Annotated in this window: 15 protein-coding genes; 10 read left to right on the plus strand and 5 right to left on the minus strand. The window is 54.0% G+C overall.

All coding sequences use genetic code 11. The annotated features are described in order from the left end of the window. Positions 1-179: 179 nt before the first annotated feature. Positions 180-2,072, plus strand: coding sequence for a molecular chaperone HtpG (gene htpG, locus GXP70_RS02850; RefSeq protein ID WP_162355069.1), 1,893 nt, complete (start codon positions 180-182; stop codon positions 2,070-2,072). A 204-nt stretch (positions 2,073-2,276) separates the two neighbouring features. Here the strand turns inward: htpG and GXP70_RS02855 are convergent, their stop codons facing one another. Next, on the minus strand, positions 2,277-3,146 hold the full coding sequence (locus tag GXP70_RS02855) for a helix-turn-helix transcriptional regulator (RefSeq protein WP_162355070.1): 870 nt from the start codon (positions 3,144-3,146) through the stop codon (positions 2,277-2,279). Positions 3,147-3,230: 84 nt separating this feature from the next. On the opposite strand from GXP70_RS02855, the gene GXP70_RS02860 reads away from it, so the two are divergent. After that, entirely contained in the window at positions 3,231-3,953 is a 723-nt protein-coding gene (locus GXP70_RS02860; RefSeq protein ID WP_162355071.1) for a DUF4386 domain-containing protein, read from the plus strand. 22 nt (positions 3,954-3,975) lie between these two features. Here GXP70_RS02860 and GXP70_RS02865 read toward each other — a convergent pair whose 3' ends face one another. Both GXP70_RS02865 and GXP70_RS02870 read right to left on the minus strand, forming a co-directional pair. Further along, positions 3,976-4,407: a hypothetical protein gene (locus GXP70_RS02865; protein WP_162355072.1), complete on the minus strand. Its 432-nt coding sequence runs from the start codon at positions 4,405-4,407 to the stop codon at positions 3,976-3,978. Continuing rightward, positions 4,404-4,607, minus strand: coding sequence for a helix-turn-helix transcriptional regulator (locus tag GXP70_RS02870; RefSeq protein ID WP_162355073.1), 204 nt, complete (start codon positions 4,605-4,607; stop codon positions 4,404-4,406). Before GXP70_RS02870 ends, GXP70_RS02865 begins: the two co-directional genes overlap by 4 nt. 210 nt (positions 4,608-4,817) lie before the next feature. Here GXP70_RS02870 and GXP70_RS02875 point away from each other — a divergent pair, with 210 nt between their 5' ends. Next, on the plus strand, positions 4,818-5,330 hold the full coding sequence (locus tag GXP70_RS02875; RefSeq protein WP_192043411.1) for a uracil-DNA glycosylase family protein: 513 nt from the start codon (positions 4,818-4,820) through the stop codon (positions 5,328-5,330). 109 nt (positions 5,331-5,439) lie between these two features. Here GXP70_RS02875 and GXP70_RS02880 read toward each other — a convergent pair whose 3' ends face one another. Beyond that, positions 5,440-5,898 (minus strand): helix-turn-helix domain-containing protein, encoded by a 459-nt coding sequence (locus tag GXP70_RS02880; protein ID WP_162355074.1) that lies wholly within the window; start codon positions 5,896-5,898, stop codon positions 5,440-5,442. A gap of 663 nt (positions 5,899-6,561) precedes the next feature. Here GXP70_RS02880 and GXP70_RS29675 point away from each other — a divergent pair. Beyond that, positions 6,562-6,804 (plus strand): GNAT family N-acetyltransferase, encoded by a 243-nt coding sequence (locus tag GXP70_RS29675; RefSeq protein ID WP_263864121.1) that lies wholly within the window; start codon positions 6,562-6,564, stop codon positions 6,802-6,804. A gap of 558 nt (positions 6,805-7,362) precedes the next feature. Here GXP70_RS29675 and GXP70_RS02890 read toward each other — a convergent pair. After that, complete coding sequence (locus tag GXP70_RS02890) at positions 7,363-7,779, minus strand: HIT family protein (protein WP_162355076.1); 417 nt, start codon at positions 7,777-7,779, stop codon at positions 7,363-7,365. A gap of 272 nt (positions 7,780-8,051) precedes the next feature. On the opposite strand from GXP70_RS02890, the gene GXP70_RS02895 reads away from it, so the two are divergent. The 6 genes from GXP70_RS02895 to GXP70_RS02920 all read left to right on the plus strand — a co-directional run bounded on the left by GXP70_RS02895 (position 8,052) and on the right by GXP70_RS02920 (position 17,317). Beyond that, positions 8,052-9,008: a helix-turn-helix transcriptional regulator gene (locus tag GXP70_RS02895; protein ID WP_162355077.1), complete on the plus strand. Its 957-nt coding sequence runs from the start codon at positions 8,052-8,054 to the stop codon at positions 9,006-9,008. Positions 9,009-9,091: 83 nt separating this feature from the next. Beyond that, complete coding sequence (locus tag GXP70_RS02900; protein WP_162355078.1) at positions 9,092-10,456, plus strand: dynamin family protein; 1,365 nt, start codon at positions 9,092-9,094, stop codon at positions 10,454-10,456. A 22-nt stretch (positions 10,457-10,478) separates the two neighbouring features. After that, positions 10,479-12,815, plus strand: a complete 2,337-nt coding sequence (locus GXP70_RS02905; protein ID WP_162355079.1) for a dynamin family protein — start codon at positions 10,479-10,481, stop codon at positions 12,813-12,815. A 43-nt stretch (positions 12,816-12,858) separates the two neighbouring features. Beyond that, positions 12,859-13,467, plus strand: a complete 609-nt coding sequence (locus GXP70_RS02910; RefSeq protein WP_162355080.1) for a hypothetical protein — start codon at positions 12,859-12,861, stop codon at positions 13,465-13,467. Beyond that, positions 13,464-16,742 (plus strand): ATP-binding protein, encoded by a 3,279-nt coding sequence (locus GXP70_RS02915; RefSeq protein WP_162355081.1) that lies wholly within the window; start codon positions 13,464-13,466, stop codon positions 16,740-16,742. Before GXP70_RS02910 ends, GXP70_RS02915 begins: the two co-directional genes overlap by 4 nt. Then, on the plus strand, positions 16,730-17,317 hold the full coding sequence (locus GXP70_RS02920) for an HNH endonuclease (RefSeq protein WP_162355082.1): 588 nt from the start codon (positions 16,730-16,732) through the stop codon (positions 17,315-17,317). The genes GXP70_RS02915 and GXP70_RS02920 overlap by 13 nt, the downstream gene beginning before the upstream one ends. Positions 17,318-17,340: the final 23 nt, after the last annotated feature.

Genomic DNA, 17,340 nt, shown 5'->3' on the forward strand with positions numbered 1-17,340 from the left:
AATTCTCGTATTGTAGCATAGCCGGGGGACGGATTTCATCTTGCGGCATGGAGGATATTTTATCGGGATTGGACTTGAGCTCACCCCCGGATATATGCTATAAAAAGAGTAGCGGTTAGCACTCCAAACGTTAGAGTGCTAACAATATTCGTTCCATACCGGGGAGGGCATTCCGTAACATGGTGAAGCAAGAGTTTAAAGCAGAGTCCAAGCGACTGCTGGAAATGATGATCAACTCCATCTACACGCAGCGCGAGATTTTCCTGCGGGAGCTGATTTCCAATGCAAGCGACGCTATCGATAAAATCTATTACAAAGCGCTGACCGACGACAGCATCGCGTTCAACGCCGCCGATTACTACGTCAAGATTGCCGCCGACAAAGACAGCCGCACGCTGGCGATATACGATACCGGCATCGGCATGACGCAGGAGGAGCTGGAGAACAACCTCGGCGTTATCGCGAAGAGCGGCTCGCTCGCGTTCAAGAAGGAGAACGAGAGCAAGGACGGCCACAACATCATCGGCCAGTTCGGCGTCGGCTTCTACGCGGCGTTCATGGTGGCGGACCGGGTTACGGTGACAAGCCGCGCGCTCGGCAGCGACCAGGCGTTCAAGTGGGAGTCCGAAGGCGCGGACGGCTACACGATCGTTCCGGCGGACAAGGGATCCGTCGGCACGGAAATCGTGCTGCACATTAAGCCGAACACCGAGGACGACAACTACGACGAATTCCTGGAGGAGTACCGTCTCCGCGCCATCGTCAAGAAGTATTCCGACTTCATCCGCTATCCGATCAAGATGGACGTTACGGGCAGCCGGCCGAAAGCGGACGCCGCCGAGGGCGAGCAGCCGGAGTTCGAGTCGTACGTGGAAGAGCAGACGATCAACAGCATGGTGCCGATCTGGCGCAAGAACAAGAACGAGCTGACCGATGCCGACTACGAGCAATTCTACCATGAGAAACGCTACGGCTTCGACAAGCCGCTGAAGCATATTCATATCAGCGCGGACGGCGCGGTCGTGTACCGGGCGATTCTGTACATTCCGGAGAGCACGCCGTTCGATTATTACACGAAGGAATACGAGAAGGGCCTCGAGCTGTATTCCAACGGCGTCCTGATCATGGACAAGTGCGGCGACCTGCTGCCGGACTACTTCAGCTTCGTGAAAGGGATGGTCGATTCCGAGGACCTGTCCCTTAATATCTCCAGGGAAATGCTGCAGCATGACCGCCAGCTGACGCTGATCGCGAAGAACATCAAGAACAAGATCAAGAGCACCCTGCTCAGCCTGCTCAAAGACGAGCGCGAGGGCTACGAGAAGTTCTACAAGGCGTTCGGCCGCCAGCTGAAGTTCGGCGTGTACAACGACTACGGCATGAACAAGGACGTGCTGCAGGATCTGCTGCTGTTCCATTCCTCCAAGGAGAATAAGCTGGTGTCGCTGGACGAGTACATCTCGCGGATGCCGGAAGACCAGAAGTTCATCTACTATGCGACGGGCGGTTCCATCGAGCGCATCGAGAAGCTGCCGCAGACGGAGCTGGTGGCGGACAAAGGCTACGAGATCCTCTACTTCACCGACGATATCGACGAGTTCGCGATCAAGGCGATCATGACGTACAAGGAGAAGGCGTTCAAGTCGGTTTCGAGCGGCGATCTCGGCCTCGAGCCGGATGCGGACAGCGACAAGCAGGAAGCGGAGGAAGCGGGCAGCAAGGCGCTGTTCGAGCAAATGCAGACGCTGCTGAGCGGCAAGGTGACGAAGGTCAAAGCGTCCAAGCGCCTGAAGAGCCATCCGGTCTGTCTCACGAGCGAGGGCGAGCTGTCCATCGAGATGGAGAAGATCCTGAGCGCGATGCCGAACAACGAAGGCATCAAGGCGGAGAAGGTACTGGAAATCAACGTGAACCATCCGGTGTTCCAGTCGCTGAAGGAAGCGGCGGAGAAGGACAACGAGAAGCTGAGCCTGTACACGCAATTGCTGTACAACCAGGCGCTGCTGATCGAAGGCCTGCCGATCCAGGATCCGGTCGCGTTCACGAACGATATTTGCAAAGTGATGGTGTAACAATCGCATAAGCTGATGGAATAAGCCGGGCTTTCCTGACAGGGGAGCCCGGCTTTCTATTTGCGCCTGATCGGTGTTCGTTCCTGATTACAGCAAGATGTGGAAAGTCGAGCGAAACCCCGTTATGTTATTTTATTTGCAGTAAAGCAATGATCAAATACGAGCAAAGAAAGGGGCAGACGGCATGACAAGCGATCCGCGATCTTACAAATCGGAATCGGCAGGGAGTTTTTTGATCGGCGCATAGATATGGTAGGCCGAATCCAGATGGCGGACGTCATCAAACGCTTGAATGAGTTCAATATCGGTCTCTGCTGTTTCCTGCTTGGAAATTTTCAGAAATCTGGCATAGTCGCTTTCCAGCACATCCCCAATGTCGAGTAACTCGCCGCAATAGTTGAACCTTGCGCAAAAAATTCGCGGCACATCCACCGTGAAATAATAAGGTTTATCAATTTCAATGCCGCTTGGGATCCCAAACAGCACCTTAAACCGAGTTGAGTCGGGCTGGCAGTTTGAATAAATGACGTAACAGGGACCATGTATGGTTTCATCAATATGACTCAACAGCATTTCCGAATGCGCGCGAATCTTCGCCTTGTAATCCTCATCGGCTAAATTCACTTCAAAAGCGATCCCGCTGATTCGGGTCTCCTTGAACTCGGTCAGGGTGAAGTCCGTGACGATATCGCCGTTAAGGTTTTTGATAGGCCTCTTCACCACTGAAGGTACGGGAACGGGGGAGATGGTTGTAAGTCCCGTTCTTAAAGAACTTGGAGCTACGCCGTATTGTCGTTTGAAAGCGCGGGTGAAGGAGGCTTGCGTTCCGAAGTTGAGCCGATAAGCAATATCGGTTAGAGAGCTGTTTTTGTTCTGAATAAAGGTTAAAGATGCATTCAATCTTCTGGATAGAATGTATTGGTTTAACGAACAGTTCATCATAGCGGAGAACAGCCGATGAAAATAGAATTTAGACATGTTGAAGGCATTGGCAACGGATTCCAGGGTTAAGGTCTGTTGTAAATGGCCCTCGATGTGGAGCAAAGCGCGTTCGATGACTTCGTTATGGTCCATAATGACTCCTTATAGCAAGTTTGGCAGGCAAGTATGCCTTACGTCCGTCAGCAAATAAATGTATTGTCTTAGGAGGCAAAAAAGATGACCCGAGATCGAAGAAATGCAAGGATATTGGGGATTTTCTATATCCTTGCTGCAGTGACGTCAATCATAGCGGTTGTTTTGTACGGGCCGGTTTTGTCAGAACAATGGCAGCTGGCCGTGGCGAATGGTTCGGAAACGGAGGTCTTAATCGGTGTATGCAATGACCTCTTCCTTATAGCAACGGCTGTCGGTACGGCAGTCATGCTGTTTCCCTACGTTCGGCATTGGAACGAGCATCTTGCGCTAGGGTATCTTTGTTTTCGGTTTATGGAAGCCGTTTTTATCGCGATCGGTCTCGTAAGTATATTGGGTTTGTTACAACTTAGTTCATATTATGATACAACTGGCTTGGCAAGTAAAACCAATATCGAACCCATAGGGCTGTTGATGCAGTCGATTTATCGCTGGACGGCGATGTTGGGTCCGAATATCATGTTGGGCATCAATACTGGTCTGTATAGTTATTTGCTTTATCGAACAGGCCTTGTGCCTAAACCGTTAGCGATTTTCGGAATGATTACGGCCGTTATGGTACTTGCAGCCGGCGTGCTGCAAATGTTCGGGCTCATCGGACCCTATTCGGCGGTAAAAGGGTTGATGGCGCTTCCTGTGGGCGTTTACGAGATGAGCTTGGCAGCCTGGTTCATTGTGAAGGGATTCCATGGGGAGAACCTTGCTAAATGGAGAGCCAAAACAGCTTCCACGTCTTTAGTGAAATAATCCATCGTTCGCTTTCAACACGTTACATGTCTTTATAGTACTTGATCCGGTAATACGTGCAGTAGCCAATAATAAACAAATAGGCAATCACCAAGAGCAATACAATCGTTAAATCGATATCCATCAAGGCAATGGTTATATTCAAGGCTCCAAACACGAAAATCATCAAGTCGAAGGCTTTCGCTTTTGCCCGGTTTGCGTTTGCCAAATTACGCTCATCCTTCTGGGCAATCTCCAGCTGCTCTGCAACGGCGGGATTATTCTTCATGGCAAGCCGGACGATCGTTTCTCCCATGCCGTGACCGAAAATACAGCAGCCAAGCCCAACGCATATATACAGCAGCACGCGCAGTAGATCTTGCGGGTCTTCGATGGTCTTGATGAAGAACACGCCGCTTGCCAGCAGCCCTGCGCCTATAACGGTGAACAAATAAGACGAAATCGTTTTCTTCATACCTGATCCTCCTCGTAAATAAAGATTTCTTCGATACTCATATTGAAATAGCGGGCAATCTTGAACGCTAAAAGGATCGAGGGGTTATACCGTCCGTTTTCCAGCGAGCCGATCGTTTGCCTGGTCACGCCAAGAGCCTTGGCTAATTCCTCTTGCTTGATTTTGCGCTGCGTGCGGATTGCTTCTAAACGGTTGTTCAATGCGTTCACCGCCTTGATGGAAAGTTGACTTTACATGGAAAATATATCGTGCGGCGCATCGAATGTCAAGCGTGCTTTCCATTTTGATGAAGCTTTACCTTGCCGTTATAGGCAGCGCAGAGAGCCGAACCGCAAGGGACGGCAAGTTTTTGCAGGGGGCGGGCATAATAGGCTTACTGCTTACGATTGGAAGGAGCCGGTGATACGGAGATGGAGCATCCCGCTGTAATTCTGCCTGAAGAACAGGCCCCCGAAGGTGCAGAGCATTGCGAGCTTTGCGAATTAGCGAAGCAGCGGACTCGCGTCATCTGGGGGGAAGGAAACCCGAGAGCCTCGCTGATGATGATGCTGGATAATCCCGGAGCCCGGGAGGATCGGGAAGGGAATTCGTTCGTTTTGCTGAAATGCCGGCCGATACGCGCGTACAATAAGCCGGGGGCTAGAGCGGCGTGTCTTCCTCATCTACAGCTGCAGCTCTCACAGAAGCGTACACTGCTATTGTTTGGATTCGGCAATGTCGTAGCGGAAGCGGTATTCCCGGATAAGGAGGGTGCTAGCGTCAAGGCATTGCGAGGCAGCTGGCATGCGTTTCAGGGTATACCGATCGGCTTCGCCTACCACCCGCTTGCAGTACGAAGGCGACCTAATTTACGAGGGATCTTCATTGAAGATTTGAATGCCTTGAAGGAGAAGTGGAAGGAGATTCAACAGGTTAAGCATTAGAGAGACGCCTAGATTCTTTCAATTCGAGCGCTTGCCGTTTCTCCGGCCCCTCGGAAGAGGGGCCATAGCAGGTCATCGCCAAACTTCTGTAAACCTAGCCGATCCGGTATTATTGTGCTGCCTCGCCAACGGCCGACAGAACTTTGCCAACGAAGGCCGGGGTTCCCCAGATGATATACCGGCCTTTTTTCTCTTTGTCGTCGAAGAAGTATTGGAACTTCGCTTTCCCTCTGGACGGGTCGGGCTGATTCATATGCCACATGATGACCTCGGAGATTTTGACCGCTTCCGGGGTGTCAACGTAGCAGTCAAGCACCGTGCACACTTGAAGCTTACCTTCAACTTCGCTGTCTTTGCCTTCGATGAAAGCTTGGATGTCGTCCATAGCGTCCGACTTTAACGCTTCGAGTTTGCTGCCGACAAACATTTCCGCATCCTCCATTCTTATTCTCCACTCGCCGCCGACCTTGGTTGCCTTCAGTTGGTTCTCTCGGATATATCTTCTGATCGTTCTAGGGTGCATTTCGAGCATCTGAGCTAATTGATCGACTGTCAGTAAATCAGCCATGTTGCTAATCCCTCCAATGTCCGTTTAGTTACATATTATTACTTATTGTCCTATTTGTGAATACCAAAATGTAATTAATGGGAAATTTATTTGCGAATAGGCGACCATTCAAACCGCTGTGAAAAGATGGTATCTTGGATACAGATAATGGTGAAAGCGAGTGGTGTTTGATGGGCGTAAAATCGTGCAGAGAAAGGGTGACGGATAAACAATAGAGGAGGTAAGCCTTTGTACGACCACTTAGAGCTCATGAGCATGCAAGCAGCGGTTCTCTATAACCATGATCATGCCGGGCGGATCACGACGATTAATGAGCCGGCGAACGGGCCTGCTCCCCGATTCTTTTGGGGACAGACCGCCGCTGGCCGTATTGTACGATTCCGGAGCGATATGCCCGAGCGCTTAGTCCGTGACATTCTGCAAGGCATGGAGCGGGGCGATTCAACGGAGCGGCTTGCCACTGTGATACGCATGCTGGACAAGGACAGAGAAGTGAGAGGCGTATGGATGGGCCCGGCTTATGCCGTTCATGAAACCGATAAGGCGTACATGGGCGCCGTCTTGGTTACGGAAGACAATCAATACTGCTTGGAACCAGGGTTCCCTGCGCTATTATCGGAGCTGGCGTTTCGAGGGCCTTGTTACATGATGACGGAGAACAACATGGCTGTGTCGGTCTGTTTCAGTGCGAGAAGCAGCGATAAGGCTGCGGAGGCCGGAGTCGAGACGCTGGAAGCGTATCGCGGCAAAGGATACGCGATGCACGTAACCTCCTCATGGGCCCAAGCGATACGACAGTCCGGAAGGATCCCCTTGTACAGCACATCATGGGATAATTATTCATCGCTTTCCATTGCCAGACGCCTTCGTCTTCACCTTTATGGGACGGATATTTCAATCCGTTAACATTCACATCCAACATAGAGGGGCCGTCCCATAAGTCATCGTTGGATGGCCGTGGGAAGCCCCTTCGTAAGGATGGAGGTTCTTCACCCTATCCGCAGGCGGCTGAAAAGGCGTTCGGGTCGAGGCCCGCGGCTGACAACGTTACCGCTCGGGCAGCATGCATCGTCAGACGCGTACCTCCTCCACGAACGGGCATAGGCAGACGGACAGAGGATCCGCTATTTGATCGAAATCAGCGTTTTGGAGGCAGCGATCGGACATAGGATGCGTTATTGGCTTCGGGATGCAGTAAAAATACGGCTTTCGGCAGAAATAGCGGATCTCCTGTCCGGCAGCGAGCGAAACATCGATGAATACGAGCAAATAAAGGATCGCATGTCCGTTTCCCAAGCCCTGCCAAGGAATCTGTCCTAAAACATTCCAAAGCATCAACTGGTTCGTGTCGTCAATGCGGTGGTGGGCCGCTTGAACGACAGATTTTGGCATCCAATCGGGTGCCGTTTATGTTTTCTTTTGTCATTCGATGTATGTGATACAAACCAATGAAAGAATGGTAAATTAAAGCGTCCCAAGCCCCGCAGCCAGCTTCGCCCTCGTCTCCGCAAGCCGCCGCTCCGCGCCGTGCGGATGGAGCGGTTCGCTCCACGCGAACCCGTCCCCTTCGTATCGGGGAATGAGGTGCATGTGGTAATGGCCGAGGTCGTTGAAGCGGCCGCCGTTCTGGCAGATCGTGATGCCGTCCGGCCGGAAGGTCCGCTTGAGCAAGGCGGACAGCTTCTTGGCGGCATCCATAATGGCGTACGCAGTCTCGGCGTCGGTGTCCTCGACATCGAGCACATGCCCTTTGGGCAGGATGAGCAAATGTCCTTCATTGAACGGGGCGATATCGAGTACGCAGGTTAGCAGCTCGTTCTCATAAACAACGTTGACGCCCGGTTCAAGGCCGTTCGCAATGCGGCATCCGAGACAATTCATGCGGTCATCCTCCTTATGGAATTACGAGATTGCGGATCGGCCGACAGCCGTCGCATAACCCAAGTTTACTTGCAAGACGCTCATTCGGCAAAGGATGGATATCGGCTGTTTTTTTCGTAGGTACAATATATGTCCATCCTATTCGTTATGCTTGTTTTATAGGGATGGCAAGCAAGCGGCGAGCGGTGGCGACTCTCCGATTTTGTAATAATATTAAGAATTTAACAACATAAATGGTATAATGTGCCTATATCCGAAGTAGGAGTGCTCAGGTGAGAAACGATGATAGCAAAGCTGCAAGAATCCTATTTGGTTACGACCGTCTCCGCAAAGGGTTCGTCCTGAACAAGGAGGATCTCGCGGATGAGTTCAAGGTTACGCAGAAGACGATTCAACGGGATTTGAACGAGATTCGCGCGTATATCGCGGAGCGCTACATAGGCGAGGCCGTCCGCTATGACACTCGGCAGAAAGGCTACCGGCTTGTCAATAACGGCGGCAAGCCCGTATCGGCCATCGAGGTGTTCGCTTTGGTGAAAATCGTGCTGGAAAGCCGGGCGTTCAACAAATCCGAAATGGATGCGCTGCTTAATGCGGTGTGCGGCATGGCATCGAAGCCGGAGCGCAAAGCCTTTAACGACTTGATCCTGAACGAGAAGTTTCACTACGAGCCCGTCACGCACGGCAAGCCGCTCCTGGAGCTCATCTGGGATATCGGACAATGCATCATGAAGAAGGAAGTCATCGAGATCGGCTATACGATCATGAACGGCGAGGAGCGAAGGCGGATCGTCTATCCGCTGGCGGTCGTCTTCTCCGAGTTTTATTTTTATTTGATTGCCAAGTTTGAGGACAGCGAATACAACGATCCGACGTTCTTCCGAGTTGACCGGATCGACAGCGTCAAGCGGTTGGGGAGAACGCACGCTTACAGGCGTTTTGAAGACGGCGAGTTGAAGAAGCGCGTCCAATTCATGTACGGCGGCGAGCTCGTTCGTCTGCGGTTTTTGTTTCGAGGACCTTCGCTTGAGGCGATTCTGGATCGTTTTCCGACCGCGGTCATCCTGCGGAAGGATGAGCGGGGAACGGTCATCGAAGCCGAGGTATTCGGCAAAGGCTGCCTTATCTGGCTGCTCGGCCAGGGCAAGCAGGTCGAACTGCTCGGCCCGGAGCCGCTGCGCGAAGAATTTCGCCAAATGATCAGGGCGATGAACGAGATTTATCTGTAGGCGAGATCGGCTGCGGATCCGAATATACTGGAGCGTCCAGTCCAGCAAAGAATGCCGTTATGGACGCATTGGGGGATAGCATCATGAAGTACGAGAGACTAAGCATAGCCCATTACATCGAGCGGCACCCCGTCGCCAAGGAGAAAGAAGCGTACCGAGCGTCATATTGCCATGTTCTGACCTACATGACGCGGAAATATGCCGCTCAAGATCCCTACGCCGGGGAAGTGCTTCGCATGTTCTTGAAGAAATTAGCGCCTGCCGATCCAGATCGGACGGCCGGGCACGACATTTCGAGGAGCGTCAAGAAAGCGGGCGCGATTCAATTGAAATCCTTCAAGCTTTTTACGTATCGGTATCAGCTCATTCTGGATTGCTGCTTTATTAACGGCATGGCAGATCCGGGGCGGACGACATCCATCAAGCGCGAGCTCAGACAGTTATTTCATGCTCGCTATCATAACAAGCTGGAGCTGTTCTTCAGGGCGTTGTATGAAGATCGCGCCTTCACTGCCCCGGACTTTCTTCATGCTTCGTTCCAAAGCTGGCAGGCCAATAGACAGTTCCTGTCCCGCCAACCGGTCAACCTGCTGGTCACGGGGAATATGAGCGCAGGCAAATCGACGCTGCTGAATGCGCTTATCGGCAAGAAGATGAACCGGACGCAAAGCGAGGCCTGCACGGCAAGCTTGCATTACATCCATAACAAGCCTTTCGAGGACGGCTTGCATGCGGTATGGGAAGACGACCTGGATCTGAACGCGGGGCATGACAAGCTGCTGCGCCATCCGGCGGAGATAGCTGGGGGCAAGCGTTACGTGGGTACTTATTTCCGCTCACCGCATCTCTCATCCGCGAGACTGTGCGTCATCGATTCTCCCGGCGTGAATTATTCCTTGAACGCGGAGCATAAGGAGCTGGCGTATACAGCCGTTCGGGAGGAACGCTTCGATAAGCTGATCTACGTCATGAACGCCGAGAATATAGGCTCGACGGACGACCGGAAGTACTTATCGTTCATTCGGGAGACGGTGCCGGCGAATAGAGTGCTGTTCGTGCTGAACAAGCTCGATCAGTTCAAGCCGAGCGAGGATTCCGTCGCATCTACGATGCATGCGCTGCGGCAGGATCTAATTGGGATCGGATTTCCCGAGCCCGTCGTCTGTCCCGTCTCCGCCTACGCGGGGTACCTGGCCAAGCAAAGGCTCTATAACGAGGAGCTGGACGAGGACGAAAGCGAGGAGCTTGCCCTGCTCGTTCGCAAATATAAGCGGCCGGAGTATGACCTGTCCGCCTATTATTCGGCCGATGCGCCGGCAGCGATGTCCCGGCTCGATCAAGCCGGAAGCGGAGACCGCGGAGAGCACGGCGAGGCGGCCGCGAAGTATGCGACGCTCTTGAGACGCGCGGGCATCTCGTTGTTGGAGAGACTCATCGGCACCTACTAAATACATAGGAGTGTTACGGAATATGCGCACGATCCATATCAAGTACAACCCGTACAAGGTCGAGACGGAAATCACGATCGACGGTAAGCCGATCAAGAAGAACAGCTCGTTGGACGCAGGCAATCAGCGATTCCAGGAATGGGTGGAAGAGCTGCCCAAACGGCTGGTGGAGGAGTGCAATACGAAGAGCTTCGCCGTTCAGTTTCATGGCACGCTGCTGGATTACGAAGACTTGGTCTCGGTGGCGGAAGACGCCGAAGCCAAGGGCATTCGCATCGCCTGCGAGCATATTCCGGCGAAAGAAGCGCATGACAAGGAGCAGGCCATCGCCGATATCTTCCTGGAGATCCAGCACGGTCCCTTCGATGAATTGAAACAGCCGGACGTGGTCAAAGCATTCGAGATGGCGAGCAGCAGCGAGTTTCCCGTGAACGTCGTGGCGACGATGAGCGCCGGCAAATCCACGCTGATCAACGCCTTGCTGAGGCAAAGGCTGATGCCGGCCAGACAAGAGGCCTGTACGGCGACGATCACGGAGATCAAGGACATGGATACCGGCCGAGAGGGCTTCCAAGCAGCGGTATATGACCGAAGCAAGGCGTTGATCGCGAGCGAGCCCGAGCTGACGTTCGAACGGATGGAAGAGCTGAACGCCAACCCGCAGGTCTCGACCATCGTTGCGGAGGGAGACATCCCCTTCGTCTCCTCGGACGATATCAAGCTGGTTCTGGTCGATACGCCGGGACCGAACAACTCCCGTGACCCGGAGCATCAAGTCACGACCTACCGCATGCTGTCGGAGTCGTCGAAAACCGTCGTCCTCTATGTATTGAACGCAACCCAGCTGGGCGTGAACGACGACAGCAACCTGCTGTCCTACATTGCCGACAGCATGTCCGTCGGCGGCAAGCAATCGAAGGAAAGGTTTATTTTCGTCGTCAACAAGCTGGATGATTTCAAGAAGGGCGAGGATCATGTCGCGGGCTCGCTCAACAAGGTCAAGAAATACCTGGAGGACAAGGGAATCGCCAATCCGAATATTTATCCGGCGTCGGCGTTGACCGCGCTCGACATCCGCACGCAATTGAGCGACATTCCGGTCATCGGCCTGTCGGAGGACGAGCTGGATGAGCTGGATCCCGAAATCGCAAGCGCCATCAGCAAAGTCAAGAAGATGAACCGCAATCCGGATCTGCACTTGGAGAATTATGCTCCGCTCACGCCGAGCGTAAGGAGAGAAATCACGGCGAAGCTGGAAGCGCATGCGGCCGCCATGAACGAGCAGGACCGGATGATCCGATCGAACGCGATGAAGGAGGAAGCGTTGATCCACTCCGGCATTATCCCGATCGAAGCCGCGATCCGCATGTACGTGGCGAAGTATGCCAAGACGGCCAAAATCAAAAACATCGTCGATACGTTCGCCAAGAAGCTCGAGAGCGCCCGGTCGTTCGAGAACACGAAGCAGGAAATCGCGCAGAACCGGGAGCTGGAGCAGGAGATTCTCGGACAGATCGAAGCGATTCGCGCGAAGCTGAAGAGCGGGGAAGAAGCGAAGAAGTTCAAAGCGAACGTGGAGGCCATTAATTACGATAAAGAGATCCGTCAGGTCGCCAATTCGGTCTTAGTGGATGCGCAGAAGAAAATCCGCCTGCATCTGGATGATTCGAAAGGGAAGAAGCTTACGAGGAAAGAAGCCGAGGTCATATGGCGGGAATTCGATAAGTTTACCCAGGACCTTCAGGCGGGGATCGAGGTCAAGCTGGAGAATCTCGTCACGGATCATGTCAAGCGAAATGCCGAGGAGCTGCTGCATCAATACGAGCGGCGCATTTCCGAGCTTGCCCAGGACGTCAAGTCGGGAACCGTAACGATCAAGCCGTTCGAGATGATGAGCGGCGATGTGGGGAAAGCGCCCGATCCGGAGAAGCTGCTTAAAGACTTGACGAAGACCGAGTCCGTAAAGGTAGGCGAGGAATGGGTTAAAAACGAGAATAAAAAATGGTATAAGCCATGGACCTATTTCCAAAAATCCGGCTACAGCAAAGCCATCTACGAAGATCAGGAATATATCAACGGAAAAGAGCTCGGAGACAAGTATTTCGCCCCCATTGAGGCGGAATTGCAAAAAAACAACGAGATCGCGGTGAAGTATGCCAAAGACCAGGCCCATGCGGTCAAGGAGGCCTTCAAGAAGAGATTCGAAGAGCTCGATCGGGTTCTGCAGCGGAAGCTGGACGAGCTCGAGAATTGCGCCGTGAACCGCACGAACGTGGAGCAGGCGATTCGGGACATTCAGGTGCGATTGACGTGGCTGGAGAACATTCAGGACCGGATCCAAGGCATTTTGGACATCTAGGCGACTGGCAAATCACGACGAGAAGCTTCCGGGGAGGACAACCATGACGATAAACAAGGAATTCGAGCAAGCGGTGCTCGACCAGGATCTATTAATGGTACGAATTATGCTCAAAAACAGTTTGATGGTAGACCCGACGCAAACCGATTTCGACCAAAGGCTGTCATACGCCGCGGCGCGGTTGACCGCGTTATATGACGAGCATGACGGGGAGCTGCTGCAGCAGGCTTCCGCGTTGTGGACGGAGGATGATTTGGACGAGCAGATGGTTGCGATGGTTCAAAATTTCTCCAGAGAACGCGTGGCGCTGGTGAAGAGTATCTGCCGCCAGCTGTACGACGGGAGGGCGCTGCAACCGCAATTGCAAGCAAGTTCCGCTGCTTCGGCTGCTTCGGCGCAAGTCGCAGCCGGGACTGCAAGGCCTCGCGTTCAGACAAGCGGAGGCAGCCGTGGAGCGTATATTCCGAGGGCGCCGCGTAGAAGCGGCGCAGGTCCGAACATACGCCGCGGAGCGGGACTGGCCGTAGCCGGCATCGGCGTCGTGATTCTTGGCGCAGCCATTCCCAAAACGATTATTACCGTTGCCGGCGTCGTCCTGGCCATTGCCGGAGGCGGTTTGATGCTGAAAGGCAAGCCAAGGAGGTTTCTATGAGCACTTCCGTTCTTAACCAGCAACCGGGCGCCGTGTCCCAATACCCCATTCCGCAGCATGAACAAATCGAGGCAAGCGTGGCCTCCGCCCTGCAAGTCGTTGACGACATCGTTCTTAAAAACTATATTTCCAAACTTGAAGCGCTTGACGTCGTTCCGCTGGATGCGCATACGCTGGAGACGAATTTGACGGAAAACGTTCGATTCTTCAAGATTACCGAGATGGTGTACGAGAAGGATGAATATTCGACTTACAAATTCGCGAGCGTCTTCCATGCGCTGTCCTCCGCGAACTGCGCGATCTTCATTCTGATCGACAGCGACGGGGCGAAGACGGAGTTCTACATGGGCATTCGCTCCCTGGATTCGGCGCGCACGACGCATTCGTTGAAGGATACCTTGAAGAGCGCGATCACCGGACAATTTCCCGGCGTCAAGACCGAGGATTACTTGGATGAGGAGATGCGCGCTGTCCTCGGACGGATGAAGACCAATACGATATCGGCGGTCTCTTGCGTGGCCAACGACAAGGACGAGCAGAACCGGGCGAATCATTCGTTCGTCCAGGGACTCGAGAAGCTTGCGCTGTCCATGCAGGGAGAGAAATATACCGCGATTATTCTGGCGAACGGCACAACGCAGCAGCAATTGTCCGATATCCGCAAGGGCTACGAGCAAATATACACGCAGCTGTCCCCTTTCGGAACGAGTCAGGTCAGCTACGCGATGAACAGGTCCTATAATCTGTCGGAAGCCGTAACGAGAGGCAGCTCTCAAGGCAGTTCGTTCAGCGAGACGCAATCCTCGACGAGAGGCACGACCGAAACCTCCAGCAGCGGAACATCCGAATCCGTCTCCGTAGAAAGCGGGGCCAGCAAAGCGGTCAAAGGCTTGGCCGCCGCCGCAGGCATGATCGGCGCGGCGCTTGCTCCCGTAACGGGAGGGGCGAGTCTCGCAGCCGGCGGTGTGCTTGCCGGAAGCCTGGGCGTTCTGGGCATGGCTATTCAGAGTACGAAGACAACCGGATCGACATCGCAGACGTCTACGGCGGACAGCCTCTCCGACACGACGGGCACCAGCAAGGGAACGACGACCAGCGTCAACGAGAGCAGCACGGCTACGCAGGGTCAGCAGCTTGGAGACTCGCAGAATATGACCCTGACCTTGCAGGATAAAACGATCATCGGCATGCTCGATCGCATCGATCTGCAGCTGGCGCGATTGCAGGAATTCGAAAGCTTGGGCATGTGGGAATGCGCGGCGTATTTCATGTCCGAGAATCCGTATGCGGCCGAGATGGCCGCGTCCACCTACAAGGCGCTGATGAGGGGCGAGCATTCGGGCGTCGAGCTCTCGGCCATCAATTCATGGGGCCTGCGGGATGGGGATAAGGCGAGCCGCATTCGGGAATACGTGACGAATTTCATGCATCCCGTGTTCGCTTACCGCAACGAAGCCGGGAATATTCAGGTGACGCCCTGCTCCCTGGTGAGCGGCAACGAGCTGGCGCTGCATATGGGACTGCCGCGGCGGTCCGTCAGCGGATTTCCGGTCATCGAGCATGCCGATTTCGGCAAGGACGTCGTCCGATACGAAGGGAGCAAGTCGGCGAACAATATCAACTTGGGCCGCTTGTTCAATATGGGCAGCGTCCATGACAATCGCATCGGGCTTGATCGCAATACGTTGACGATGCATACTTTCATTACCGGTTCAACGGGATCCGGGAAGAGCAATACGGTCTATGAGCTGCTGCGCCAGCTGGATGCCGTGGATGTCCGGTTCATGGTCATCGAGCCGGCCAAGGGCGAATACAAGCATGTATTCGGACATCGTCACGACGTACGCGTGCTTGGGACGAACGCGCAGTACAGCGAGCTGCTGCGGATCAACCCGTTCCGGTTTCCGAAGGGGATCCACGTGCTGGAGCATGTCGATCGGCTGATCGAAATCTTCAATGTATGCTGGCCGATGTACGCGGCGATGCCGGCTGTGCTGAAGGATGCCGTTCTGCAGGCTTATGAGGTGTGCGGCTGGGATCTGGCGGAGTCGAGCAATCGGTTCTCCGGGGAATGGTTCCCGACCTTTGCCGATTTGCAGCATGAGCTCGTACAAGTCATAGAGAGCTCCGCTTATTCCCAGGAGTTGAAGAGCAACTACACCGGTTCGCTCGTTACCCGGGTTAAATCGTTGACGAACGGCCTTAACGGACAGCTGTTCACGGCCGACGAGACGCCGAACGAGGCACTGTTTGACGACAACGTCATTATCGATCTAAGCCGCGTCGGTTCGCTCGAGACGAAGTCGTTCATTATGGGGCTGCTGATCATGCGGCTCAACGAACACCGAATGACTCATGCCGAAGGCATGAATCTTCCGCTTAAGCACGTGACCGTTCTGGAAGAGGCGCATCATATTCTCAGACGCGCCTCGATCGAGCAGAACCCGGAGAATCCGAGCGTCTCCGGCAAGTCGGTCGAGCTGCTGGCGAATGCGATTGCCGAGATGCGAACGTACGGCGAAGGCTTCATAATCGCCGATCAATCCCCCAGCGCGGTCGACATGTCCGCGATTCGGAATACGAATACGAAGATCATCATGCGGCTGCCGGACGAAGCGGATCGGCGACTGGCCGGCAAGTCCGCCGCATTAAAGGACGGCCAGCTGGACGAGATATCCAAGCTGCCGCGCGGCGTTGCGGTCGTCTATCAGAACGATTGGCTGGAGCCGGTCTTGTGCCAGATTCGGAAATTCGACGAAGCGGACCGGCGTCCGTATCGGTATGAACCCGCTGGATCGGCAAGGGGGACGGAAACGGCTCGTTTCAAGGCGGCATTCATCAAGCTGCTGCTGCGCGGCCGGGTGCCGGAGGATACGGAACCGGACCTGGCGTATCTCGGCGATGCCGTAGATCGCACCAATCTGTCGACGCGGATGAAGATGATCATTCGACGCCTGCTCGAGGAATATCGGCGGACGAACCGGTTGGAGCTGTGGAAGGACGAGCGTTTCGGCGAAACGGCGGATCTCGTCACGGGACAGCTCGGTTCGCGGGCGGCGGTAGATGCGCTCATCCGAAGCGAGAAGCGATTCTCCGATTTGAACGCTTCGCTGCGGCTATTCATCGATAGGGAAATCCCGGGGCTATCCGCAGAATGGCAGATGAGCATCGCGCAGTGCCTTATGCGAAGCTTCCCTGACAGGGATGATGAGCGGCTGGAGATCTATTCGGCTTGGCGGAAGCACACGCTGGAAAGCGGGGAATGGCTGTCATGAACGCGTACATGGATATTCGGGAGACGACGATCAACGAGTGCCCGCTCTCCGAAATCGCGAAATCAATGACGAACAAGTCGCTGGATTTAAGAGAGCTGGATCGGCCGATCGCTTTGGACGCGGATAACGTCAAAGGCTGCCCGATCGAAGGGAACGGCGGACATTGGAGCGGCGAGCGCGGCAACTCCGACTGGTATCCGGACAAGGAAGCGTTACTGCCGCGGTATAATCCCGAGAACATAACGTGGGGGGAAGCGCTCGACAAGCACGGGATCGACCATATTTCCTTCAAAGAGGGGGAACCGGACTTCTCGGAAATCGCCCAAGGCACCGTGGAAATCGATGATTTCACGGATTCGCGCAGAAAGAACTTTATGCAGGCCGACGAGAAGCTGGCCGAGGCGCGCGGATGTTCGCCGGACGAAATCAAGCAATGGCGTGAAGAAAACGGTTATACTTGGCATGAGTGCAGCGATTGCAAAACCATGCAATTGGTGCCTTCCGAAATTCACAACAACGTTGCTCATACAGGCGGCATTTCCGAGATGAAGAAAACAAACGAGATGGATAGATAAAGTCTAATCGCTAGGAGGATGTA

The organism is Paenibacillus lycopersici (genome assembly GCF_010119935.1).
Lineage (GTDB): Bacteria > Bacillota > Bacilli > Paenibacillales > Paenibacillaceae > Paenibacillus_Z > Paenibacillus_Z lycopersici.